This window comes from Paenalcaligenes sp. DL 463 (assembly GCF_057475185.1).
Genome location: NZ_JBYBKX010000001.1, coordinates 580,718 through 605,199, shown reverse-complemented (window position 1 = coordinate 605,199; position 24,482 = coordinate 580,718). Strand labels below are relative to the sequence as shown.

The 24,482-nt window shown below is 51.9% G+C and carries 20 protein-coding genes; 2 read left to right on the top strand and 18 right to left on the bottom strand.

Annotated features, from left to right (window positions below; genetic code table 11):
• Positions 1-149: 149 nt before the first annotated feature.
• From tssF to tssJ, 13 genes are all read right to left on the bottom strand, one after another.
• Positions 150-2,075, bottom strand: a complete 1,926-nt coding sequence (gene tssF / locus AC2UZI_RS02785; RefSeq protein ID WP_486942304.1) for a type VI secretion system baseplate subunit TssF — start codon at positions 2,073-2,075, stop codon at positions 150-152.
• A 31-nt stretch (positions 2,076-2,106) separates the two neighbouring features.
• On the bottom strand, positions 2,107-2,685 hold the full coding sequence (locus AC2UZI_RS02780) for a DUF3540 domain-containing protein (RefSeq protein ID WP_486942303.1): 579 nt from the start codon (positions 2,683-2,685) through the stop codon (positions 2,107-2,109).
• A complete protein-coding gene (gene tssE, locus AC2UZI_RS02775; protein WP_486943698.1) occupies positions 2,682-3,197 on the bottom strand; it encodes a type VI secretion system baseplate subunit TssE in 516 nt (171 codons plus the stop codon). Before tssE ends, AC2UZI_RS02780 begins: the two co-directional genes overlap by 4 nt.
• Before the next feature lie 88 nt (positions 3,198-3,285).
• The gene (locus AC2UZI_RS02770; protein ID WP_486942302.1) at positions 3,286-3,771 is read right to left on the bottom strand and encodes an Hcp family type VI secretion system effector; all 486 of its coding nucleotides are present in this window, start codon (positions 3,769-3,771) and stop codon (positions 3,286-3,288) included.
• Positions 3,772-3,865: 94 nt separating this feature from the next.
• Complete coding sequence (gene tssC, locus AC2UZI_RS02765; protein ID WP_486942301.1) at positions 3,866-5,362, bottom strand: type VI secretion system contractile sheath large subunit; 1,497 nt, start codon at positions 5,360-5,362, stop codon at positions 3,866-3,868.
• Positions 5,363-5,365: 3 nt separating this feature from the next.
• Complete coding sequence (gene tssB / locus AC2UZI_RS02760) at positions 5,366-5,911, bottom strand: type VI secretion system contractile sheath small subunit (RefSeq protein ID WP_486942300.1); 546 nt, start codon at positions 5,909-5,911, stop codon at positions 5,366-5,368.
• 57 nt (positions 5,912-5,968) lie between these two features.
• Positions 5,969-6,997: a type VI secretion system protein TssA gene (gene tssA, locus AC2UZI_RS02755; RefSeq protein WP_486942299.1), complete on the bottom strand. Its 1,029-nt coding sequence runs from the start codon at positions 6,995-6,997 to the stop codon at positions 5,969-5,971.
• Positions 6,998-7,081: 84 nt separating this feature from the next.
• A complete protein-coding gene (locus AC2UZI_RS02750; RefSeq protein ID WP_486942298.1) occupies positions 7,082-8,401 on the bottom strand; it encodes a serine/threonine-protein kinase in 1,320 nt (439 codons plus the stop codon).
• 4 nt (positions 8,402-8,405) lie between these two features.
• On the bottom strand, positions 8,406-9,134 hold the full coding sequence (gene tagF, locus AC2UZI_RS02745; RefSeq protein WP_486942297.1) for a type VI secretion system-associated protein TagF: 729 nt from the start codon (positions 9,132-9,134) through the stop codon (positions 8,406-8,408).
• A gap of 5 nt (positions 9,135-9,139) precedes the next feature.
• Positions 9,140-12,751 (bottom strand): type VI secretion system membrane subunit TssM, encoded by a 3,612-nt coding sequence (gene tssM, locus AC2UZI_RS02740; RefSeq protein WP_486942296.1) that lies wholly within the window; start codon positions 12,749-12,751, stop codon positions 9,140-9,142.
• The gene (locus AC2UZI_RS02735; RefSeq protein WP_486942295.1) at positions 12,748-13,932 is read right to left on the bottom strand and encodes a DotU family type VI secretion system protein; all 1,185 of its coding nucleotides are present in this window, start codon (positions 13,930-13,932) and stop codon (positions 12,748-12,750) included. Before AC2UZI_RS02735 ends, tssM begins: the two co-directional genes overlap by 4 nt.
• Positions 13,929-15,272, bottom strand: coding sequence for a type VI secretion system baseplate subunit TssK (gene tssK / locus AC2UZI_RS02730; RefSeq protein WP_486942294.1), 1,344 nt, complete (start codon positions 15,270-15,272; stop codon positions 13,929-13,931). Before tssK ends, AC2UZI_RS02735 begins: the two co-directional genes overlap by 4 nt.
• 21 nt (positions 15,273-15,293) lie before the next feature.
• Positions 15,294-15,782 (bottom strand): type VI secretion system lipoprotein TssJ, encoded by a 489-nt coding sequence (gene tssJ, locus AC2UZI_RS02725; protein ID WP_486942293.1) that lies wholly within the window; start codon positions 15,780-15,782, stop codon positions 15,294-15,296.
• A 159-nt stretch (positions 15,783-15,941) separates the two neighbouring features.
• On the opposite strand from tssJ, the gene AC2UZI_RS02720 reads away from it, so the two are divergent.
• Complete coding sequence (locus tag AC2UZI_RS02720; protein WP_486942292.1) at positions 15,942-16,403, top strand: TssQ family T6SS-associated lipoprotein; 462 nt, start codon at positions 15,942-15,944, stop codon at positions 16,401-16,403.
• 2 nt (positions 16,404-16,405) lie between these two features.
• Positions 16,406-17,068 carry an FHA domain-containing protein gene (locus tag AC2UZI_RS02715; RefSeq protein ID WP_486942291.1) on the top strand — a complete coding sequence of 221 codons (663 nt, stop codon included), beginning with the start codon at positions 16,406-16,408 and terminating at the stop codon, positions 17,066-17,068.
• On the opposite strand, the gene tssH is transcribed toward AC2UZI_RS02715, so the two are convergent.
• From tssH to AC2UZI_RS02690, 5 genes are read right to left on the bottom strand one after another with little or no spacing between them, the layout of a single operon-like run.
• Entirely contained in the window at positions 17,044-19,695 is a 2,652-nt protein-coding gene (gene tssH, locus AC2UZI_RS02710; protein WP_486942290.1) for a type VI secretion system ATPase TssH, read from the bottom strand. The two genes, AC2UZI_RS02715 and tssH, sit on opposite strands and share 25 nt — an antisense overlap.
• A gap of 35 nt (positions 19,696-19,730) precedes the next feature.
• Positions 19,731-20,120 carry a DUF4150 domain-containing protein gene (locus AC2UZI_RS02705; protein WP_486942289.1) on the bottom strand — a complete coding sequence of 130 codons (390 nt, stop codon included), beginning with the start codon at positions 20,118-20,120 and terminating at the stop codon, positions 19,731-19,733.
• Positions 20,121-20,132: 12 nt separating this feature from the next.
• Positions 20,133-21,224 (bottom strand): pentapeptide repeat-containing protein, encoded by a 1,092-nt coding sequence (locus AC2UZI_RS02700; RefSeq protein ID WP_486942288.1) that lies wholly within the window; start codon positions 21,222-21,224, stop codon positions 20,133-20,135.
• Positions 21,181-23,973, bottom strand: a complete 2,793-nt coding sequence (locus AC2UZI_RS02695; protein ID WP_486942287.1) for a DUF2169 family type VI secretion system accessory protein — start codon at positions 23,971-23,973, stop codon at positions 21,181-21,183. The genes AC2UZI_RS02700 and AC2UZI_RS02695 overlap by 44 nt, the downstream gene beginning before the upstream one ends.
• Position 23,974: 1 nt before the next feature.
• Positions 23,975-24,412 carry a hypothetical protein gene (locus tag AC2UZI_RS02690; RefSeq protein ID WP_486942286.1) on the bottom strand — a complete coding sequence of 146 codons (438 nt, stop codon included), beginning with the start codon at positions 24,410-24,412 and terminating at the stop codon, positions 23,975-23,977.
• Positions 24,413-24,482: the final 70 nt, after the last annotated feature.

Here is a 24,482-nt window from a genome sequence, read left to right as displayed (position 1 = left end):
CGTATACCACCGAAGTATACGAGTAATTACATAAAAGAACCAAAGGTATTACTCACATTACTACCATTGGCTCATAGTGTGTACACTTTAACATTCTCGCGAGTGTACCGGTTGTATTTGCCCCCTATTTCGTTCTTAACCTTGCTAATTTAGTACTGAGGCCGCGCGCCCGTTCTGACCGGCCACTCTGCGATAATGCCCCGCTGTACCGACACTAAGCGGCATTGCACCATGATGTTGATCGCCACGTGGCGGCTGAAGTACTGCTCTAACACTGCACCCATCACGTAAGGGCTAAGACCTGCAAACACACTTTCATCCATACGCACGGTTATACGTACACCCCGTCCATAAACAATCGGTCCCGGTAGTGGCAAACGTTGATGCATCACCTCTGACGAGACACCTTGTATGCCTTGCTGCTGTAACTTCAAGTGCGGGTCGCTTTGATTGGCATGAATGGCGAGAATGTTTTGTAAGTGCGCAACAGCTTGTGCTTCATTGCTTTGATCAAAGGCGAAGTAATGCTGTTCAAGTTGCTTAATTAAGCGCCACGCATATTCGCCCCTCGCTAAGGGCGGGCGTGGCGAGGTAGGCGCTCGTAGCATGCGTATGCCGTCAACAGGAGCCGAGATACTTTTCAGCACAAAATCCTGCTCAGTACCCGACGACATTAACAACGGTAAGTCTCGATTACTGCACCAGACGCTGGCTGCTAAATGCCGTAAGTGTGGATTAAAAGGGGCTTGCGCCTGATCCACCAATTGCAAGGTGACCTCGCTACCTAGGTATGCGCTACGCGTGCCGTACTGTTTCGCTTGGTCTGAGTGCAATCGCTCTTGGCGCTGTACCGCGTAGTAGGCGCCGTAATTTTCAGTGTCACTCGCGATGCTTTGATAAAACGGCCTGAATGCTTGCTCGCGCTGGTTACCCTGCCCAGCATAGGCAATAAGCCGCTCTACCGAGTGCACTTCAAAATCCAAAGGCCGAGTTCGGTCCACCACCAAGTGATACTGATGTTGATTATTCTGCAGCGCCACTCGATCGGCTTGTCGCTTAAACAAATTAATCGCTGGTGTGCAATGCAACGCGAAATGCTCGGGACGCAAGATGGCTTCTAGATCGGGATGAGCGGTGGCCAGCAAAAATGACAGCTCAAAACTGCGCGGCGCCACGTCACTGTCTTTAGGCGTTTGTCGTTGCTGTAAAGCGTCAGGCAGCGCAATGGCGCGTTGAATATGGTTAATGCTTAAGAACAAGAAACGCTCGGCAAAGGCAAAGTACTCTTGTAGCAAACGATGCCCTTGAAACTGCCTAGGGTCGGCAGGCAATAAGGCCTGTTCGTTATCAAACCCTTCTTGCCGTAAGGCATCAGCCGACAAAAAATGCTGCCACCGCATAGGCTGCTGCGTATCGTGACAAACGATGCCTTGGGTCTGCGTCATCAACCATTCGAGCAGCGCATACATCTGTGTATTCTGGCCATGCAGATAAAGCATGATCTGATCAAGCTTCAAATCGTTTAATAACACCCCACCTTGCAAATCAAAACGCAAGGTCAACACGCGCTGCAACGACTGGGCTTTCAAGCCGTGCCGTAAGGCGGCCTCTTTTAACGCGACAGGCACGGGGCCCGTACGGAGGTCTGAGATATGCAAAGGACTTAAGCAAACTTCTTGAGCGGTTGTAAACTCTGGCGCCGTTTGCTCCCCTTTGGGCACCTGCCCCCGTAGCACAGTGCCACGCGGAAGGGTTGCCCCCTTGGCTAAACTTCCTTGATTAAAGCTGGGCTTACACTGTAGGACCGTCATGGACGGCACGGGTGCAGTGTAATTCGGCTGCAACAGTTCAAGTAAATTGCCCGTAAACTGAGGGTACTCGGCATCCGTTTTCATTTGGATGCGCGCCGTCAAAAAACTGAAACCCTCTAGCAAGCGCTCGATATAGGGGTCTGCCACCTCGATGTCTTTCATCCCCAGTCGGGCTGCGATTTTGGGGTGCTGCTCGGCGAACTCTTTGCCCATTTCGCGCATAAAGGCTAGTTCGTCGTTGTAGTAGTCTAAAAATTGCCGCATAGTATCCTGCCCGCACGCGGGGGAAAGGGTGTTAACCCATATGGATTTGCTTACCGTCGACTTTAACGAGCTCTCCGGCCGTCACCGTCGTGAACTTCGCATGCACACGGGCGGCATGCTCGGCCTGTACATCGACCGTGCCGGCACGAGTTTTATCCACTTCAGACGTGATCCTTACCGAATGGCGACTCATTGAGCGAATGCGATCCAACACCGCTTCGTAGGCTTTTCCCACAAAACGCGTCACACCAATTTGGGCGGCAAGCTTAGCGCCATAAAACTGCAGCTGTTCAACTCGCCATACCCCACGTTTTGTTGTGAGATCAAGCTCGCTGCTGACGATGCGCAGTGCGCCGTCCACACGTATGGTGGACTGCTCGGGCTGGGCTTGATCAATCACAGCCAATAAGAACACACGCTCGGGATCAGGCCCGCTAATCAAGACGCTATCCCCCAGCTCGGGGCGTAACAAACAACTGGCTGCACGTCGACAACGCCATGCCTTCCCGTCACACAAAACGGTGTAAAACGGTTCGTCTACCGCCTCCACAATCCCCATTAACTGCACGGGGTCGTACGCAGGGTAGTGCTGGTGCGATAATAAAGTCATTGGAACTCCTCTTCGTTTATTTCTTCTAACGCAATCTGCCCGCTTTCCAAATCGATCTCGGTTCGCACCAGTAACTCGCGCGGATAGGGATTCGCCCACAACTGCCCCTTAATCAACAAGGCAATCACATTATGTTGCTGTAAATCGAGTGCGTTACTCAGACACTGCACCATCAGCGTTTCTGGAAGAATACGCGGTTCGAACTGCACGATGGCTTCATGCACCGCAAGCTCTACCTCCGTCCACTCAATTTCGGACAGTCGTTTGCCCGCTAGGGCAGAGATCCCAAAATTCAATGTGCTATTTCGTATATGGGGGAAGGCGTGTAAATCTTCATGAGCCGACAGACTGATCGTATTTAACAGCCACGCCAGATCACGTAGTACTGCTTTTTTTAACTGCTCAAAGCTAAGCACCCACTGCTGCTGCACTTCCATTTTTTGCTCGGGGCGGTCGTCACGCAAGCGATCCAACAACGCAGGCTGTAAGCGGTCCCTTGCATTCTTATACATACTCAAGCTTGCCCACCTTAACAATGCAAACCAGATGCAGTGCGTTACCACACCGGTGGCTAACGCACTGCATCATGCGGTCAACGGCTTAAGCGCTTAATTTGTTTTGCTTAATGTCGTAGCCCACCACCGACTCAGGCCCTTTACCGCCTTTATCAGTTTGCTCCCAGTACTGCTGCTTCACTTTGGCCGCTTGGAAGGCATAACTGACTTCAACGGCATCGCCCTCTTGCACACCGCGATATTGCACGGAAGTAACGAGTACATCATCTAAGGTGATGCGGGTGTATTCCACCTGCTCACCACCTGCCTTGCACACTGACACTTCCACTTTGCCTAAATGCTTACCGGTCGCACAATGCTGCAACACCGCTGGCGTGGCGCGATCGATCAGCGCGACCACATGCAAATCATTGAAGCTGGCTTTACCTGTACCACCGCCTCCGCCCGAGGACATCGAGCCGGGCTGGGTGGCTCCCCATGCAAAGGACTGAATGTTGGTCCAGTCTTTATGGTTTGCGTCTTTAGATTCGCCATTGGCGCCTTCAATTTTCATGAACATATCTACTGCCACAGTACTTCTCCCTATCGCATATAAGTACAGTTAAAAGAGAACAGCCCGTTTCCAAAAATTGGTTACGCGGGTGTGCATCAAACAAGCATCGAACCTATGCCTCGTTCTGCTTCAACGAGGGCAGCTTAGAGACCAGGCGTAACGACACTGTTAAGCCTTCAAGCTGATAGTGCGGGCGCAGAAAAAAGCGTGCTGCGTAATAGCCCGGGTTATCTTCGATCTCCTGCACCTGCACTTCAGCCGCAGCCAATGGCTTACGCGCTTTCGTTTCTTGCGAGGAGTTGACGGGGTCTCCGTCCACGTAATTCATGATCCAGTCGTTTAACCAGCGCTCCATGTCATCGCGCTCTTGAAAAGAGCCAACCTTGTCACGAACAATGCATTTCAAGTAGTGGGCGAAACGACAACATGCGAACAAGTACGGTAGACGTGCGGCTAAGCGGGCATTCGCCGTCGCATCGGGGTCGTGGTATTCCGCAGGCTTCTGTAAAGACTGCGCCCCAATGAACGCTGCAAAGTCTGAGTTTTTTCGGTGCACCAGCGGCATAAAGCCATTCTTAGCCAATTCGGCTTCTCGTCTATCACTGATCGCTATTTCAGTGGGGCACTTCATGTCCACCCCGCCGTCATCCGTAGGAAAGGTATGAGTGGGTAAATTCACAACCGCTCCACCTGACTCTACGCCACGGATGGATGTGCACCAGCCATATTCTTTAAACGAACGATTCACGTTTACCGCCATGGCATAGGCTGAATTGGCCCAGGCATAACGGCTGTGGTCAGCCCCATCGGTGTCTTCTTCAAAATCGAACTCATCAACGGGGTTGGTACGCGCCCCATACGGTAAGCGAGCCAAGAATCGAGGCATCGCCAAACCGATGTAGCGTGCGTCTTCAGATTCCCGAAGGCTTCGCCATGCGGCGTACTCGGTATTGGTAAAAATTTTGCTTAAATCGCGTGGGTTCGAAAGTTCTTGCCAGCTTTGCATCTGCATAACAGCAGGGTCCGCACCGGCAATAAAAGGGCAATGTGCGGCAGCACTGATGCGCGCCATTTCTCCGAGCAGCTCAACATCGGGGGGGCTGTGATCAAAGTGATAATCACCCACGATGCACCCAATAGGCTCACCGCCAAACTGACCGTACTCCGTCTCGTACACGTGTTTAAAGATGGGGCTCTGATCCCAGGCTACGCCCTTATACCGCTTTAGCGTACGACCTAACTCATTTTTACTCAGGCACATTACCCGAATCTTTAACTGTTCATCCGTCTCAGTGTTTCGCACCAAATAATGCAAGCCTCGCCATGCCCCTTCCATTTTCTGGAAGTCATCGTGATGCAGCACTTCGTTAATTTGATCCGTCAGCTTACGGTCAATTTCCGCAATAATGGCTTGAATGGTGACATACGCATCATCAGACTGCTGCACCGTCTGGCTTAAGGCCTGTTCTGCTAGCGTTTGTACGGCCGTTTCCACCGCACTTTTTGCTTGTTCCGTCTTAGGCCTAAACTCTTTTTGCAGCAACTGGCTTAGCTCGTCACTGGCGACGTGCGTTTGGCGTTGCGATTCAGTGTGTTGGGTAGTCAGCATGCCTTATCCTTGCTCAGGTGCGACATCCGTGTCTGTCTCACCGATTACGCTCTCTGCACCGGTATGGGCTTGAGCGACTAAACTGTTTAATAGTGCTGGGTTTTCAAGCACCTTCTGGATGAGCGCTTCTGCTCCGGTCTTACCGTCCATATAAGTCAGCAAGTTGGCCAGTTGGGTACGCGCTTCAAGCAAGGCTTTTAAGGGTTCGATTTTTTCGGCAATACGAGCCGGATCAAAATCATCCATGCTTTCAAACTGCAAATCCACGTTGAGGTTACCCTCACCACTTAAGGTGTTAGGAACTTGAAAAGCCACTCGTGGAGCGACGGCCTTTACGCGCTCATCGAAGTTATCCACATCCACTTCCATAAAGTCACGCTCGGCGACGGCAGGCTGTTCAACTGTCGATTTACCCGCTAAGTCAGCCATCACCGCCATCACAAACGGTAATTGCACCGTACGTTCAGCGCCGTACACCTCAACGTCGTACTCGATTTGTACCCGTGGCGCACGATTACGTGCGATAAACTTCTGTCCACTACTGCTCATCACTTTCTCCTGACTTGTTGTTGACCAAAGCCGACTTGCCTATGGCTGTCATGCTTATCACTCCCCTTTGGGCATCCACATCTCGAATTGATCTGCCCCCGATGGAATCAAATTTTGCAGAATATCGGGGAAACGCATCGGAATGGTTTGCTGCACGCGTTTAAGTAAAAAAGGGGCGGGGTGGCTGGGCTCGTGTATCTCAAAATAGCTGCATACTTTCTCTAACATCTGCATGGCTTCATCTCGACTTTGTAGCGTCACATCCTCCCAACGTATCGCCGCAGGCGTTTGTGCACTTACGCGCAAACTGGGCTCCTCAACGATGTGATCCGGTTCAGACGACCCCGCCGACGGTTCAGCAAGCGTCTCGCTACGGCTCACGAGCTGCGTGATGCCATTAACGCAAAGCAACGCCACTGAAAAATCGGGGGTCCACTCCGCACTCAACTGGTCTTGCACCACATCGCGTATCGCCTCTAGGCGTTGCTCTATTAAGCACAACATCGACATCGGCGACTCAGGGTCTTGGCGCGCTTGCTTCAATAACTCGTGCAAACGTAAGCGCCCTCCTGCAAACAACTCAGGTCGGCTGCCTTCCAGCACACTTTCAGCATCACGAAGGCTCAGAAAACCATGCTGATCCGTGAGTAATGCACTGGCTCTAACGGCTTTAAACAAGCCCTGCATGTCCACAAAAGCCCCTAAGCTGTTCATTCGCGGAAAAGGATCATGCTCGCCATCTTCGTTCAAGCGCGGATGCACCTCATCCCACAACTCGTTAAAGACGCGCAGTAACAACGCTAACCCTTCGGCATAGGCTCGCAAGCCATGGCGCTCGACTTGAGCCCACGTATGGAGCAGCAACACCCTCAAATCAGCGGTGTCTTGCAGCAAATCATCCGCTTGCTTAAGCACCTGCGACCACTCAGGGGTTTCTGCCTCGATAATGGTGTTACCAAACTGCTGTTCAGGTTTCTCTGTCGCCGCTTGTTGCAGGGCCAGGAAACGGGCGTCGTACTCCAGATTCAACCCGCCTTGTTGCGCTGCCCATTTGGCTAATAACAGATCGTTGTCGTCGTTTGTCATAGGCAGAATTCTATGGACCTAAGATGAAAGTTCGATTGCTGAAAGCTGACATTTTTAAGTCAGATTCATAGTGTTCTCTAAGCATTAAAATCTATGTCTGATTGTTAACTCGCTCTCTTCGGTAACCTCCAGACTGGTGGTGTACGGGGGCAAATTACCGTTACGCACTTGGATCTGGTAGGTGCCTGGGCGCAGCGACAACGTTTTTAGCGGAGGGCTAGCACCACGTCGTTGATTGTTGACGTACACGTCGCCCCACGGAAAAATCGCTAATTGCACCTCCACCGTTGCCCTGGCTTCGTTGGCCGACGGCTCCGACGCCGAGCGAGGAGCTGTCGGCACGGCTTGCACAGTCTCTGCGGGTTCCTCGGGGGCCTCTACGAGCGGTGACATTTCGTTTTCAACGTGCAGGGTGTTGTCGATTGAACCCGTCTCAATCGTCTCTTCGGCTTCGGCCGAAAACGTGTTTGGTTCGTCGTTTTCAACAGGGTCTAACACTGACGACATCACACTTGGCTCATCCCTCTGGTCGTCACCCCAGTGATCCTCGTCTGGCCTTTCAGCATTAGCCATAACGTGCGGCTCTACAGGCTCTGCCACCAAAGCTAAGGCATTCCGTTCCTCACCTTCAGTTGTGTCGTCAAGCGTGACTTCAGCCGCGGCTGTAGGCTTTTCATCATTACTCCACAGGCTATAAAGCAAGACGACGACAACCAAACAAAGGCCCGCGCACAAGGCGTACAGCCAAGGGGTTTGCCGTGACGCGCGCAGAGGCTCTGAACGCGTGGTCGCTACAGGCGCCGAAGGCAAACTATCTGCTTCCGTTGCGCTTTCTATTTGCACGTTGGTCGCCACTACCGCCGGTACGTGCGCTTGGGTTTCTTCTAGCGATATGTCCATATAGAGCAGTAGTTCTTGCACACTGCTTAAACGCAGAGTGGGTGTCAGCTCTGTCGCCAAATCAATGGCCCGTAATAAACGGGGCCGTATGTGCTCTATGCCTCCTCCTGTTAGCGGTGTTAAATCCTCTAACCAACGCGCGCTAGCCAAAGGAAGCGTCTCCTTGGTTAAGAGATATCGTAGAAGCATCCCTAAGCCATACACATCGACGGCGCCGCCCACGGGCCAACTGGGATCATTGGCAAGTTGCTCAAACGCCGTTAGAAAAGACGGTTCGGACGGCGTTCTATCGATCAAGTAGCAATGGCCTTCATGCACATAAATATTCTGCTTATCCCATTGGCCATACAACGCCTGTTGTGCTTGGTGTTGAACCAAACTGTTACCCAGCTCAGAGGCAAGCTGTAATAACTGCGCTTCAGTAATCGGCTTTTTCCCCACGTCCGACTCGGATAAGGGCAGCCAGTGCGGCTCTGCGTCTTGAACAATGTAATGGGGTTGCATAGTGTTAAGCGTGTTCCAGAAATAGACGGCCAAATAACAGTGGGGTTAGGCCCCCGCCATGCACCAAGGCTCGGTGCGCTGCACCGGTGGCCTGATTGGTCCACCAGTAACTGTTCTGTGAATGGGGGTGAAAGCATTTCGACAACTCAGGCCACGCCAAGCGCTCTTCTTCAATGTGCGCAATGGGCGGCGTCTCGTGACCAAAATTGAGAATAGAAAGAATGGCATCATCGCCCTGCTGCACGGGGGCTGCCACCTGAATCATCGGTGTGATACATGGCGTGGCATCAATCAGCGCTGCATCAAATTGCGGTACAGAGCAGCCCTGCTGCGTGGCCACGCGTAGCATTTTCCCCATGGTTTGCAAAAAGCGGGCTGAACCATCAATTAACTGCGGATGGTATTGCTCGGCGCCAACCACGAGTGTCACCAGCAAGGGGAACAGGCGTCCGACTCGATCTTGGCTTGGGGCCAAACACCCAATTTGCAGCGTGTTTTTATCGGGACTTAATGTGGTGGGCAACACAAAGTTCCAAATGGGGGCCTGCAAATATCGGCTTGCATTTTCGTGCCGTAACGCCTGTTTCTGTTGCTGCAGGCTTTGATTAATCCACTGATACCAAAAATTGATAAGCTCACCATCAATGCGACGATGAACAAAATCCCCTGCGGCAGAAAGCTTTCCGTACCAGCCTAAACGCTCATAGCATTGATCAATCGTCAAACCACCCATGGCCCTTACCCCTTCCCTGGACAAGTAAAGCCCTTGATCGCCGCCAGATTGAACGGGCTTGAGGCTGAATAGGCTCTAAACTCTAACGTGAAAGACCGACCGTCCAAATTGAACGTCGCCAAGGTGATTTCGGGCGAGGCACCGCGACGCACATTGCTGGCCTTATCGATCAAACGATGTAGCGCCCACGGTCCGGCCGCACTCACTCCTGAAACCCCTTGTTGTGGCATCAGCCCCAATACCACCTGATTGCTACCTCGTTCGCCCGGCCAGCGAACAGTGGTGGCGACTTGAGGGCCATGGGCATAGTGCAAGACTTGGCCATCCACATCGACACTGAGGCGATTAATACGGGTGTCCATGTCCACCACTCGCACAGCCACCCTGAACGAAGGCTCCAAGCTGCCCGCAGCAAAGAACACATCACGTATGGCGCCAGCTTGTTCAAACGAATGTAAGTAACGCGTTGCCTCCGCCTCACGCCCATCAATTCCCGGCTTAAATCGCATGCGCGTTCCCGAACGATCCACTAAGCCAGCAAGCTCTTGATTGAAGAACTGTTCCATCATTTGCTGAGGGCCAAAAAAGCGAGCAAAATCATTAGGGGCCACATCCCTGTCACTTTGTGCAAAGGGATAACGTCCTGCGATCGTGCGTCGGCAGTAATTCCCCAACGTTGCATTCACCCCTTCACCCACTTGCTGTTGCCGTACCGTACTTACGGCAGCAGCCGACTGAGACGCCAGTTGCTCCAACATATCGCCGACGGCATCTGGCATACGACCTGATTCCGCTTGTAGCTTACTAAGCACTTCTGACTGAGGCAGCGGGCTCTGGCTTCGCAGTGCGGAATCTGCTGCTGTCAGGTAGGTATAAAGCTCATTTAACAGCGCGATGGTGCCTTCGATGGGCGCAGGTGTACTCGCGTTCACCGCGTTAGCAAGCTCGTGATACTTCACAAAGTGACGGTCCACCATCTGCTCTAGGCGCTCAGGGGTAGAGTCCGTGCGCACCGCTCCATCAACATTAAGGGGCCCGAACATTTGCTCTAAACTTTGTGTGGAGCTATTAACCCGCTCTCGTGCCCGATCCAGAATAGAACGCTGGTGCTTCTCGTCCTCACGCAATAGCGTGGTTTCGAAAGCAACATTCTTAATAAAACGACCTAAGGGAGAATTTGTCGCTGACACGCTTCGTGCCAGCTCGATAGCATCAATCAAACTATTAGGGCTACGCAAACGCACGTCCCCTAGAAAAGCGTCCCATCGTTTTACATAGTCGGCGAAGTAAAGACGCTGCACATCGGTGATCACGGTAGCGCGAGGCGGTTGATTCTGACTAATGGCTAAGATCCATGCGTCATCGTTATAAAGTTGCTCCGTTACCGCATCAACGCGTTTTGAGAAAACATTCCAATAACCGTCATACGAGAACAAACTGGGCACGCCTTCATTTAACGCTCTAAGGCTGCTGCGTTCGAACACCATAGTGGCTTCCGCCCCCGCCAGCGATATCAAGCTGCTGTCTTCGGGTCCGCCATTAGCATGCAAACGCAACATTCGGCTGTACGCTCGCTCGGCTAAGCCATACTGGTCTAACTCGTCACGCACTGTTTTCACCAACGCTTCATTCTTCGCAAAAGGCGAGTGCCAAACCTGAGCCATCAACAGATTATCCAGATGCATGCCCAAGCGCTGATACTGATTACGGGTATAGTCTGCGGGCAAAACGGGCTGCAATTGGCGTAACACCCAACCTTTTAAAAAGGTGGCGTCGTAGCGAGCCGAGTCATACAGCATCAAGTAGGCGCGTAATGCTTCATAACGCTGCTCTAAATCGTACGCGGGCGCTTGTTCTACGCTTTGTTCGATCAGGCGGGCCACCTGAGGCAGTAGCTGCGTTTCTAAAACCGAACGGTAAATACTCTGGCTAGCCGCTTGAACTTTATTGCCCTGATATAAGCCTGCGGTGTAGGACCATGGGCTTTCCGGTGGATAAAAGCCTTCGCCTGCTGCCAACTCCCAATTGGCATCCAAAAACGGCATTAATGCCAATACGTCTGCCGCCTGCGTGATCACCGTGGCCTCGGCAATGTCATTTAACACAGGTACCTTTTGCTCAACATCCTGCACGTAACGGCTGTTGTTCTGAAAGCTGATCCACCACCACGCCAACATCAATACCAACAGCAAAGTGCAAGTGCCGTACGCTAACCACTGCAAACGTCGATAGTGACGCTCCCATTTCATGTTTAGCCCAGCCAAACCCGCTTCTTTAAAGACCACGTCTTTAAGCAACTGATACAGAAAATAGCTTTTCCCTTTTGTGCTGTCTTTTGGGGTTGCCTCTGTGCTTGGCGTCAGTTCTAAGGCCTCGCCGAGTTGTGCACTAACGGGATCAAACGCCATGCCGCCTTGTGTACCACTGCTGAAATACACACCCCGAGGCGGTGGGTACGCGTCGAAACGTGAACTAGCGAAGACGTCGCTAAGGAAGTACCCCAACAGGTCTTGCAAGGCCGCAAACTGTTGAGGTAACAAAAAAGCCTGCGCTCGCTGTGCAGCATCGGGTTGTCGTTCTAGCTCATCGGCAAGCCCCGCTTCCAATCGCTGGTGCAGCAATTGAAACGCTTGACGATATTGGGTCAAAAAGTCGAAATCACTGCTTTGGCTTTGCTCATAAGAGAAGCTAAAGCCCCAGACCTGCTCTAACTCGTTCCGATCAAACTGGCTAAAGTACGCTTCAAAACCACTTAATAAATCCATCTTTGTTACAAGCACATAGACGGGAAAGTGAATGCCCAATTGTTTTTGCAGCTCGTTCAGCCGCTGACGTAGCACCGCCGCATGCTGCGCTCTATCGGTGTCGTTAGCACTGAGCAAGTCCGACAAACTTACCGTCAAGATGACACCATTGATGGGCTGACGGCCACGATAACGACTCAGTAGCTGTAAGAACCCTTGCCACTCTTGCTCATCACTGACCGGATCACTTTCATGGGTGGTGTAACGCCCAGCGGTATCAAGCAATACGGCTTCGTCGGTGAACCACCAGTCACAATTGCGCGTGCCCCCAACCCCTTTTAAGGCTGTCTTACCAAAGGTATCCGCCAAAGGAAACGTCAGTCCGGCATTCACCAAAGCCGTGGTCTTTCCAGAGCCGGGCGCACCAATAAACATATACCAAGGCATCTGGTACAGATACTGCCTTGAAAACTTACCCATCCACGCTGGCTCACCCTGCTTCTGACTAAAGCGTGCCGTTTTCAATAAGGTCACAGCCTCATCAAAGCGATCGTTAAGGGCTTGTATTTCGACGTTGTCTTGCTGTTTATGGGTGGATGTGCCTTTCTCTTTACGACTAGGACGGCGCAATTGTTTCAACAATTGCGCATTGAGCCGACCTTCACGCCATTTGCGCCACAGGATACGAAGAAGGTAGAGACCCAAAATCAAGCCGATAACCACAAGCCGCACTGTGCGACTTTCTAAGGGATACCACTGGTTAATAGCAATCGCCGCCCCAGCGACCCAGATCAAATAGCACAGTGCTAACAAGCCCAGCAAGCCCCACAGCGTGCGACTCATCAACATAGACATCAACCGACTAATGATCATTGCTGTTCTCCTGCTACCGGCGCTACCAACAACATGATTTCTACCCGTCGATTTCTTGCCCGATTAGCGGGGCTGTCGTTCGGCGCAATGGGGTTGGCCTCGCCCTTACCCTCGGCTCGTACCCGCGCTTTGTTGTGTAAACGCTGATCCAACAAGTTTTTCACCGCATCAGCCCGCGCTTGGGAAAGCTCCCAATTAGACGGAAAACGTACGGTTTTAATCGGTATATTGTCGCTATAGCCGGTAACCAGAATGGCTCCCTCTGTCGCATTAAGAGCATCCGCCACGCGGCTTAACACAGGCAACGACTCGCCGTGCACACTGTCAGAGCCAGACTCAAACAAGCCATCGCCCCGTAGCACGATGACACTGCGGTCAGCCTCATCACGCACGGTTAATAAGTTTTCGTTGATTTCTGCTGCTAAAAACTGCGCAAGATGAACACGAGAGGGCGCCGTTGAGGCTGTCTCCTCGGCTAAGCGCACGTCCACCGTCGGGGTAGACACCGCGACGATACCCTTAAACAACGCATCAGACCGCGCGCCCAACGACCAACTAAGGCTGAGATAAAACGCCAGCGCAATGGCTGCAGCAAGGCTTGCAACGGCCCAAAGTGGTATAGGTAACCGTTTTAATTGACGCTGCACCGGCTTATCTTGCCATTGAGCCGATAAGGGGGGCGGATACGTCGCACTGGCACTGCGGATGCTGTGAAGCACGCGCTGTTTAATGGTTTGCAATTGCGACTGGCCATTATCGGTTACGCGATAACGACCCTCAAAACCCAGCGCTAAACAATAATAGAGCAGCAACAAGAGATCTCGATAAACGGCCGGGTTTTGGCTCAGTCTGGCCAATAGTTGAAAAAACTTCTCGCCGCCCCACGCTTCGTTATGAAAGGTGACAAGCAAACTATTGGCTGACCATGCGCCCCCTCCTCCCCATGGCGTTAACGCCGCTGCTTCATCCAAGGCGGTGCAAAGACAATAGCGGGCGCCCAATATGGTTTCATTGCTGATACCGGCCTGTTGAGCTCGCAACTCAAACTGTCGAATCTCATCAATCAGTCGCAGGCGTAACTGTCTGGGATTAGGATGGCTTTGGCTAGATCGAATTTTGGGAATAATACTGAGCAAAGGGTTAGCGGCCTCAAGCAGCGCGCTTTTCGTAGGCAGGCTCATCGCTCATCAAGCCCTTTCTTAATGGCCCAGCATTCAAGTTCTAACCCCGGAAACTCGCCAGCCAAATGCAGCGCTAGGCTGGCTTGTTGCTGTAACTGTCGCCACATGTCGCCGTGCTGCTCTAACGCAAAATACACATAACCAGTATGCAACGGCAGCTCGCGCGGGACATGACTCAAACTACGTAGCACCACGCCTGGCAATTGCAGATGAACCAGATCGTGAATTCGATTGATAGGCCCTAGTTTTACCTGTGCTGGAAAATGCTGGCGTAACTGTTCTTCCGGAATATCCGCTCGCACGGCCAGTACAATTTGCGCATGCTGCAGCAGCTGCGAATCGGGTATGTGTCCTAAGCGAAGCCCCTGACCTCGATCTTGCAGCTCGATTCGTATCGCGACCTGCTCCAGAAGGGTATTCAATGCCAAACGCAGTTGCTCTACCAGCGGTTTAAAGCTTTGCTGCAAATCATCGTGCACATAAAGGGGCCAGGTATCCGGCTGTTTTTCAGCTCGGGTATGGGTACTAACCGCGCCCAATACTTCAAGCATCAACAAATAGAGTTGTTCGGGATGTTGTCGCGCTAACTGCAGTACCCCCCATACGCGATTACGATACGCATTTAACGCTTGTAACGACATGAGCTCTGCCATGTCCCCTGTCATCAGACGACCGATCTGTCGCATGCGCTGCGCCAACAACTCACTGCGTGCCGTTAACAGCCCATACACTTCATTCACGTATGCATGCAGAGGTTGTGCTAGTTGATAATGCAATACTGGCGGGATATAAGCGGTGTCCAACACCACGCCCATTTCTGCTTTTTTCTCGCTGATCCTTGCGATGGGTAAGACCACCCAATCGCCATCCACTTGACTCTCTAACAGCAACTGCCAACGAGGCACTCCTTGCTGAACCAATGCTGGGGCATTGTTTTGATCACAACGATCGCTCAACTCGTTCTCGATCACGCCATAACGAGCCGCGCTGTGTGCAGTTGACGAAAACTCCACCTCGCTGCCCTCGGACCGTAAGCGCGGCAGCGCCAAGTACACTTTTTGCTCGTAGGTTCCCGTAGGCACCATCAACGGTTTAGGCGCCTGCGCCGCCGTCATCGCAAATACCGTGCCATCCGGTAGCACGCCACTTGCTTGATGAAGCTGCAATTGACCCAAAGCCAACGCACTTTGATCCAAGTCCAAATCCTGAAAACCCCAGAAGTGGGTGTTCGCCGCCTTTTGCCGCAATTGCGCTTGAGAGCTCAGGTTTTGTTCAAAATATTGAAAATGTTGAGGACGAAGGAACATGCCCTCGGTCCAAATAATTTTAGGAGAGATCATGTAAGTGAATACGTGAAACGATTAATTGGGCATAACGCGCAGATCACTCTTACCAACGGCGATGTGTAATCGCGAGCGGCTTGGAGAGAACTGCCAGAACTTATAAACATTCGTACTTTTGGCCTCAGGCAGCGGCACCACCAGACGCCATTGGCTTTGGTTTAACTCACGAAAGCCGGCCACAATTCCTACGTAGCGAGCCTCCACATGGCCTGCCGCTTCGATGTTTTGCTCTGCTTCGGGCAATAGCATCAGGGCATCTTGTGATAGCAATTGATCCCCTAGCAGGGCATCAGCTTGTTGCTGCAGACCGAAATAATCAGCCGCTTCAAACTTATCTTTAGCCTTTAACTGAAACACCATGATTTGTATGGGAGCAGCCTGATTTTGTGCATTGGGGTTCTGATCACTGCTGCCATGAAAATGAATGGCATAAGGCACAGCAATCTTATTTGCCGTAGCGGCGCAACCCGACAAAAACACCGCCGCCAGACTGGCGGACCACGTCATAAATTGTCGTCTGCTATTCACCGTTACCACCGCTTTTCAATACAAAGGCTTTACACATTATTGTCATTCGAGTCTTGTAGGATGCTCTCATTACGTATGTGGCAATAGGCTAATTTCCCATGCACTGCAGCCATTATTGATAAGGTTTATTACAGCCTCATGTCTAAAAAAACTCTTACATTTACCCTTAAATCTTTACCTATCCAGCGTTTTGCACTGCTTGGCGTTTTACTCGTTTTAGCTGCGTGCTCCTCTGTTCCTCCGACAGAGCACGCCAAGCAGCTCGGCGGTTATAGCGATGAAGAACAAGCTCGCCTTGAACTCATCGAGCAACAATACGTGAACGGTGAATACAAGAACCTGCTGGCATCCTTAGATGACGACCCGTTAACAGAAAGCGATGGTGTGCTCTTCCGAAGTGACGCGCTTAAGTATCAAGCCTTTAGCCATTGCTCATTGGGCGACACTCAGCCCTGCCGAGCCAGCTTCCGCCAACTTCTTGAGACCAACCCTGGATATCAGTTGACTGCCGCCGAGCACTCTCACCCGCAGTGGGGCCCCATTTTTGCTGATGAAAGCCGCAAAGTCCGCTCTACGCGCATCTGGATCAAACAGGAGTAATCATGAGTCGTACCCTACATATTTACGATACGAATCACGCCCCTAAAACGTATGACTTAAGCCCGTCTGGACTGCTGATCGGAACCCATGCTCTTTGCACCATAAAATTGGAGCCCACAGCCGAGCTTATCGCCGCCTTTCAATTAGCCGTGCGCGTATCAGGGCAAGGCATAGAGGTGATTAACCTAAGCCTGCAGGCATCGGTATTGCTAAACGAACGCCCGTTGCCCTTAGGTCGACCGGTAAACTGGGATATCAGCCAAAGCTTGAAAATGGGAAATTTAATCGTAAATTGGCAACAAGAGGCCCACGAGCCAGCGCAGGTGCCGCAAGCTGTTGCAGTGGTTCCTACGACGGTCGTCGCAGCGCTGGAGCCCGCGCAAGAGACTTCAGCCCCGCCGCTTCAGAGCGATACCGTCGATAGCCACGAATACCACCCATCGTCTTTGACGTCTACCGTAGGCGTCACTCCGACACCGTCCGAAGACCCCTTTGCAGAATTGCTGAATGGGCCCGGCACAGTGCCGGTTGGCGCTGACCCAGCCAACCTAACGCACCCTTTTTCGATGACCGATCACATCAACCGAAACCCAGCCGACCCCTTGGAGCAGTTACGCTCCAAAGCAGCGACTGACGATGATCAGTTGCTATCGTTATTGAAGTAACGCCACACAAAGGCATGCTCTTGCGCTCCTAACTCGATGGTAGGAGCGATGTTTTCTTGTAGCGATGCCGTGAGCAGGTAGTGACTAAGCGATGGCAACACATGCTGATTCAACATCGCTTCAATCATACGTCCACCCGACTCCTCATGAGCGCAACGTGACAACAAAAGAGCTAACGCCGCATCATCCATGAGCAATTCAGTCTCGTAGTGCAGGCGCACTCGTTGCGCTAAGCGCTGCCACTGTAAGCGCGCTATGCGGGTCAACCCCTCATCACTTAAGGGGAAATAAGGTATGACCGCCATGCGCCCCAGTAAGGCGGGAGGGAAAACGGACAGCAACGCAGGACGCAAGAGCGTGGACAATTCCTCAACATCCGCAGGGGTAGGTTGGGCGCATCGTTTCGCAATGACATCCGTACCCACATTAGAGGTCAGAAGAATGACGGTATTTTTGAAATCGACTCGACGCCCTTCCCCATCCTCCATCCAGCCTTTATCGAATACTTGAAAAAACAGCTCATGCACATCCGGATGCGCTTTTTCAATTTCATCAAGTAAGACCACACTGTAGGGCTTACGTCGCACCGCCTCGGTAAGACGCCCCCCTTCACCGTAACCCACGTAACCCGGAGGAGCGCCTTTTAAACCAGATACGGTGTGTGCTTCCTGAAACTCGCTCATGTTAATGGTGATAACGTTATGTTGGCCACCATACAAGCTGTCTGCCAACGCCAGAGCAGTTTCCGTTTTACCCACGCCGCTGGGTCCGCAAAGCAAGAACACGCCTACCGGCTTATCTGGGTCTAGCACCCTCGCTCTCGCACTTTGAATACGCTGTGCAATTTGCTCCAACGCATGATCTTGCCCGATCACCCGTTGGCCTAGATGAGCAGCTAACTTCAGCACATGGTCCAACTCGTCTTTCACCATTTTACCGATAGGAATACCAGTCCAATCGGCCACCACCGCCGCGATCGCTGTCGAATCCACCACAGCAAAGACCAACGGGTGTTGAGCTTGTAACAACGCGAGCTGTTCTTGCTTAGCCAGTAGCTGGCTCTGCCAAATCTCCCATTGCGACTCCGCTGCAATTTCGTCCTCATTTTCATTAATAACGCCACGCAATTGCTGTTGCAGGTGCACAATGCTCTGCACCATGTCGCGCTCAGTCTCCCACCGTTGCTGCCAATAGGTAACCTGATCCTGCGCTGCCGCTAAGCGTTGCGCCAACTCATTAAGATGATCCTGAGTGCCAATACCAACCTGCCATTCTTGCTGGGCCAAACTCAACTCGACTTCAAGCTGTTCACACAGACGATGGGCTTGCTCTAGCTCGGCGGGCTGACTATGTTGACTGACAGCGACACGAGCACAAGCGGTATCGAGCAATGCCACGGCTTTATCCGGCAATTGCCGAGCAGGAATATAACGCTGCGATAACTGTACGGCGCTGCGTATGGCCTCATCAAGAATTAACACCTGATGATGACCCGCCAGTTTTTCGGCAACCCCACGCAACATAATGTGCGCTTTTTCAGCACTGGGCTCGTCGACCTGAACCACTTGGAATCGTCTTGTCAGCGCCGGATCTTTTTCAATGTGTTTTTTATATTCTGCCCAGGTGGTGGCACCAATCGTGCGTAATTGACCGCGTGCTAACGCCGGCTTCAACAAATTCGCTGCGTCCCCTGTCCCTTCTGCCCCACCGGCGCCAATGAGGGTGTGAATTTCATCCACAAACAAAATAATGGGAGTCGCGCTACCTTGTACGTCATTAATCAGTTGAACCAAACGCTTCTCGAACTCCCCTTTCATGCTGGCCCCGGCTTGCAACAAGGCGATATCAAGTTGATATAACTCGATATTCTGCAAAGCGGGGGGTACTTCGCCTTGCGCCAGTCGCTGGGCTAAGCCTTCGACCACAGCCGTCTTACCCACCCCTGCCTCTCCGGTCAGTAAGGGGTTGTTCTGGCGGCGGCGTAGTAACACATCGATCATCTGGCGAATTTCAGCATCGCGACCCAACACCGGATCTAAGGCACCTGCTCGGGCCTTTGCACTGAGGTTGACAGCATATTCCGATAAGGCTGTCCCCTCTCGCTGACTCAAGGCTTCAGGCTGAGCGTGGTCATCCTGATGTTGGAGGTGTTCTAGCGAGTTCTGGCTTATTTCTGCTAGCGCCTTATCCAGATCCGCGATCACGACGCGCTTAAACTGTGCTGAAACGCCATAGAGCACCTGCGCCAAAGTGGGATGGTTCAACACAGCAATCAAGAGATGCCCACTTCGTATTTGGGTCGAGTGCTGTTTTAACGAGGCATAAACCCATGCACTTTCTACCAACATATCAATGTGGCCAGACAAATCAGAAATCGCGCTCGCCCCTCGGGGTAAGCGATCTAAAGCCACCACGATGTCTTTGGCTAATCGTTCTTCGTCCAGTTGAAAATGCCGCGCCAGCAACGGCCAATCGCTCTGTTCGCTGTGCAATAAATGATGCACCCAATGCACCAGCTCTACGTAAGCATGGCCACGTAACTTACAAAATGCCGTTGCAGCCTCTAAGGCCTGATAACTAACCGGATTCAGTTTTGCGAACAACGCCGCGCGATTCAACTCTGACATATCTGACTCGTAAGGTGCTGCATGACAGCGATAAGTTAAGGAGCCAGCACCAATACCTTGGGCTGACTGGGAACAATACGCATACCAATCGTATTAATACCGTTCTGCGTGTTGATCGATGTAAGCCGAGTCGTGGGGGCATAACGGCTCAAGCACGTAAAAGCACCGGTACGCGGCGAAGAAGGCCCCATCACACGACGTGAAATCACCCCTAATGCCAAACCGGCATTGTCACCGTTCGTGATGGGGGTAATGGTCATCAAATTGTGCACCGGTGCAAAGCAATGCAAAATATTGAAGCAGACCGGAATGGCAGTAGGACCTAAGGCGATATCTGGGTACGGAATAGGCGTCATCGCGGGTGGCGTTAAGCACACATCGGGGAAGCCCAAATCAAGGCCCATCATCTGTGTATTACTGAACATGGTGTTCCTTTATTAACGGTATTGCTGAGTCCACAGCTCAGCCTCATAAAGAGCGGGATCATTGGCTAATACTTGCGGCCGTTTCTTTAGTAAGGGGTCATCCGTCACGGCCGCATGCAACTGGGTGCGTGCCATGCTTGCACCAGAGAAATCAGCACCCAGCAACAGGGCATACGAAAAATCAGCTGCATCCAAGCGACATTGGCTAAACACGGCCTCTCGCAAATCAGCGCGATGAAATACCGCCTGCGTCAAATGGGCCTGATGCCAGTTAGCGCTAGTTGCCGCACTGTCCACCCAAAGGCTGTTGCCAAGCTGAGCATTTCTAAAACTTGCTCCCGCCAAGCGAGTCTCAGGAAACAAGGCATACGTGGCTTGCGTCTGGTCAAACGAGGCCTCATCAAGCACGCACCCCTTAAAACTGGACTGGCTAATGTCGGCATGATCAAACACACAGCCTTGCATCACACAATCTAAAAACTGACACATCGGTAACACGACATGGCTGAAATCAAGTCCGCTTAGCTCACACTCCATGAACACGACTTTTTCTAGACGCAGCTCGTCCCAGCGCCAACCGCGCAAGTCCACCTGATAAAAGGTAAATTGGTCTAATAGCACCGACACGAATTGCGTACCCATTAGGCTCGATTTGTACATCACCGCATGCGTGTATTGCCCTCCCTCGAAGCGGGCATGATCCAGAGCCGTATCCTTAATACTCACATGTTGCAAATTGCAATGCTCGTACAGCGCCGTTCGCGCCGAACCCGCCTGCATCATCGTATTCACCAGCTCGCACGAGATAAAGCGTACATTTTGCTCAAGTACACAGTCTTGCCAAATGCTGCCCTGCAACGTGCAGTTCTCAAACAGTACGTCTTCAAACTGGCAATGAATAAATGTGCTGTCTTGCATCTGACTACGACGGAACACGCATTGAATGAAGCTCACATGCTCAAAAGTGGTCGCCGACACATCACAGTCACTGAAGTCCAAATCGCGTAAGGTCACATCGCTAATCACTTCACCCACGTGGGCTAAGGCTAGTACGGCTTCCTTATCCATTGACGACATCCCGCGGGTTGCGCAGCGGGTAGGCATTCGCCTCGTTGACATACGCCTCATGCAGCACTGTGCTGTCATCAAGATGCGCTAGTGCCAAGTTCGCTCTGAACAAATTGGCCTGCTTAAGATTGGTAAAGCGTAGATCAGCGCCGGTGAAGTCGGCGTCAATTAAATGAGCCTGACGAAAATCGGCTTGGTGCAAAATCGCCCCCGAAAAATTGGCTTTTTCCGCATCCACTTGCGTCATGACCGTACCCACCATCGAGCAAAGCGAAAAGTCACACATTTGTATGCGGCTGCCTCCAAAATCCACCGACCCCAAATCCATCTCTCGAAAAAAACACTGGCTAAGATCGGCCTTGTTAAACACCACGTCAGTGGTTCGACTTTGATAATGGATGGCGCAGTTCTTTAAAACAGCCTCATCAAACAACACTTGCTCAAACTCGGAAATAAAAAAGCCACAACCTTGAAACCATGTTTCCACAAAGCGTGAACCCTGAATCTGTGTGTTTTGAAACGACACCTTGTCGAAACGGGTGGACGTGAAGGTGCAATCTGTGATGTTTAGCTCGTCAAACATGCTTAGGTTAAATTGCCCACCTTCCCAAACGCATGCGTCTAGTTCGAGCTTAGCCAACGACATCTCGCTAAAATCACAGTCGGCAAACACGGTTTGACGTAGCTGTACGTCTTCAAAGACCGTTTGCTTGAAACGGCATTGCCTAAACGTCGTGTTTTGCAGCGCTGCAAACGATAAGTTGGCCCCCTCAAACACACACTCTACAAAACGAGCGCCTTGTAATTGGGTTCTTGCTAGTACCGCCGAATCAAACACACAGTGCTCAAACACCGCATCACGCAAGTCGGCCCCTTCCAGCCACGCCCCTGAAAAATCGGCATGGGCCATAGGCAAACCAGACAAAATCGCACCGGTTAAATCCAGCTCTTGCAGGCTTTCTTGATTGGCATGTCGTGCTAATAACTGCTGGCGTAGGCCGTCACTTTGTTCGTCGCTCAGGCGCTCTACGGGCGACTGCGTTTGCACAGAAAGTAAGTACATCTGGCGTTGCAAAGCGTCCAAGCGCTCCATCTGCAACAAGAAGGCAGGATCATCCATTAACGCAAAGGTATCGCCCAACTCAGGCTCGATTTCACCCTCAGGTAGCTGACTTTGCGCGACCCGCTCACGGTGCGTCGCATCAAAGGCCCAATCAGGGTTGATGCGGTCTAAGGCCTCCACATCGACCTGCCCTTTCTTCAAGCCCTGTTGCAAGGCTTGAGCACTTTGCAATTGCGCCAATATACTCACAGGCGGACCTTTTTCGCCCGTCTGCTCCGACTGTAGCGCCTCGTTTAAAAAGCGACTTGGCCGCTGGTCCATCCATCTCTGCTTTTCTTCTGTCGACAACGAGGATTGCTCTACCTCAGCCAAATGATCTTCATCCATCTGCATGAGCATGGCCTGTTGTTCTTCTTCAATACTTTTGGGCTGCCACGCTGAATCCGTTAAATCCATCTCATCATGCCGACGAGGGGGCCCCACCATCTCTAAAAAATACTCGTCGGGGTTGTGCCCCTCCTTTGCTAACTCGGCGGCCATTTCCGCCTGCAATTGCTGCAGCCGGTTACGCATCTTCACCCACACCGCATGACGAAACACATCCGGCATGTCGAGGCTAAGCGGCCCGTGTAAGGCCAGTGGTACAAGCTGATCGTCCGCATCCACATAAAGTCCGCCCTGTTGTGGGTCCGCTCGCTTGCGCATAATTTCTTGATAATGCGAGAGTGCTAAAGGCGGCATCGCTGCTTCCTCTAGCGCAGGCATCAATTTACGAACGTCGCTGGCGTCATGTTCAGAAACCGCTAAAGAGCCATGGTAAATCAGCACAGCACGCTCTTGATCCGGAAGAAACCACACTGTCGTGGCTCGCATAGCCACTTCTTTAACGTGCGATTGCCCGGCGTCCTGCACCTCAGCAAAACATCTCACGTTCCAGTTGGGTAAACGGCCTTCCCAACACGGTAAACGAGGATGCATATTCCAAAAGGCAAAGGACTCACCCAGCGGCACTTGATCACGTGTCGCCCAATGCTGATCTGGCGCAGCCGCATTAAACATGAGCGGGTTCAGGTCAGGAAAGAAGCCAGGAAACTCATGCTTTTTCCATTCCTCGGTATACGTACCCACGTGTTGATATCGTTGTGGCCACAACACATTTAAGGGGCCAAAACTTACGGCCTCACCACCTTGTCCGCGACGTATCACACGCTGCTCTAAGCCTTCCACATTGGGCAATGGCTCATAAACCAGACCATTTTCCTGTTTGTGGGCCTCCATCCCCTTACCCAACGGGTTAAGCGAATACTTCGGCCCACCAAATGTCGTGCTCCACGAAATCGCTTTTTGCTCAAAGGCTTCCGGCTCGGAGATCGTTCGCTCATCTAACCAGCGCCGTTCACCAAAAACGATTAACGTTTTTTCCAGCTCGGCAACGCGTGCCTTTACTGCAACTTTTGTTTTGTCGTTCTGGTGCGCGGTGTAGGCACTGGCCGCGATCAAATACTCAGGCACGGTTTTGGGCAGTACCAAATCCAGCACGCCTTCACAATCCATTTGCGGCACGCAATCACGCCATAGCTCAATGTCCGATAACACTTTGGGTTGATCCGTGGACAAATCGACCAGTGCCATCGCCGCTATACATAAATGGTTTTCAGCATGCCAACGATAGGGCCGATACAGCAGAGACAGCCGTAACGGCTTGATCACTTTGATGGACATATCAGGGCATTACAACAAGGCGAGGGTTCTGCCTATCAATCCACACCCATCGAGTGCTGCCCTCAGTGATCAAATGCAAATTGTCGTAAGACACCACTTTAGGAATGGTTTTTTGGTAGGACACGCTTTCAAAAAAGTACTGAATCGTAATTTTGAGCACTGGCATTTCATTGATGTAAGCGTTGCTTTGGCTTACCTCCACCACCGTAGCCTGAACCTTGCTTCCCTCTTTGGTCAGCCGATTCAATAGTGCCGTGTTGTCTTGATACGCTTCACGATATTCCAGGTGATAGCGCACCATGACGTAAGTGATCAGCGTCAAAATCGGGATCAAGATGGCCAATAGCACATACAACTGTCGGCCTGGCCCGTATTCCCAATAGGCGGCGAACGGAAACAGCCACAACACCAAAGGCACCCACAATAAAAAATGACTCACGAACAATTTTCCTATTTTCGTGACACACGCCGACAATGCACTCATATCGCCCCACTCTTATTCATCGCAA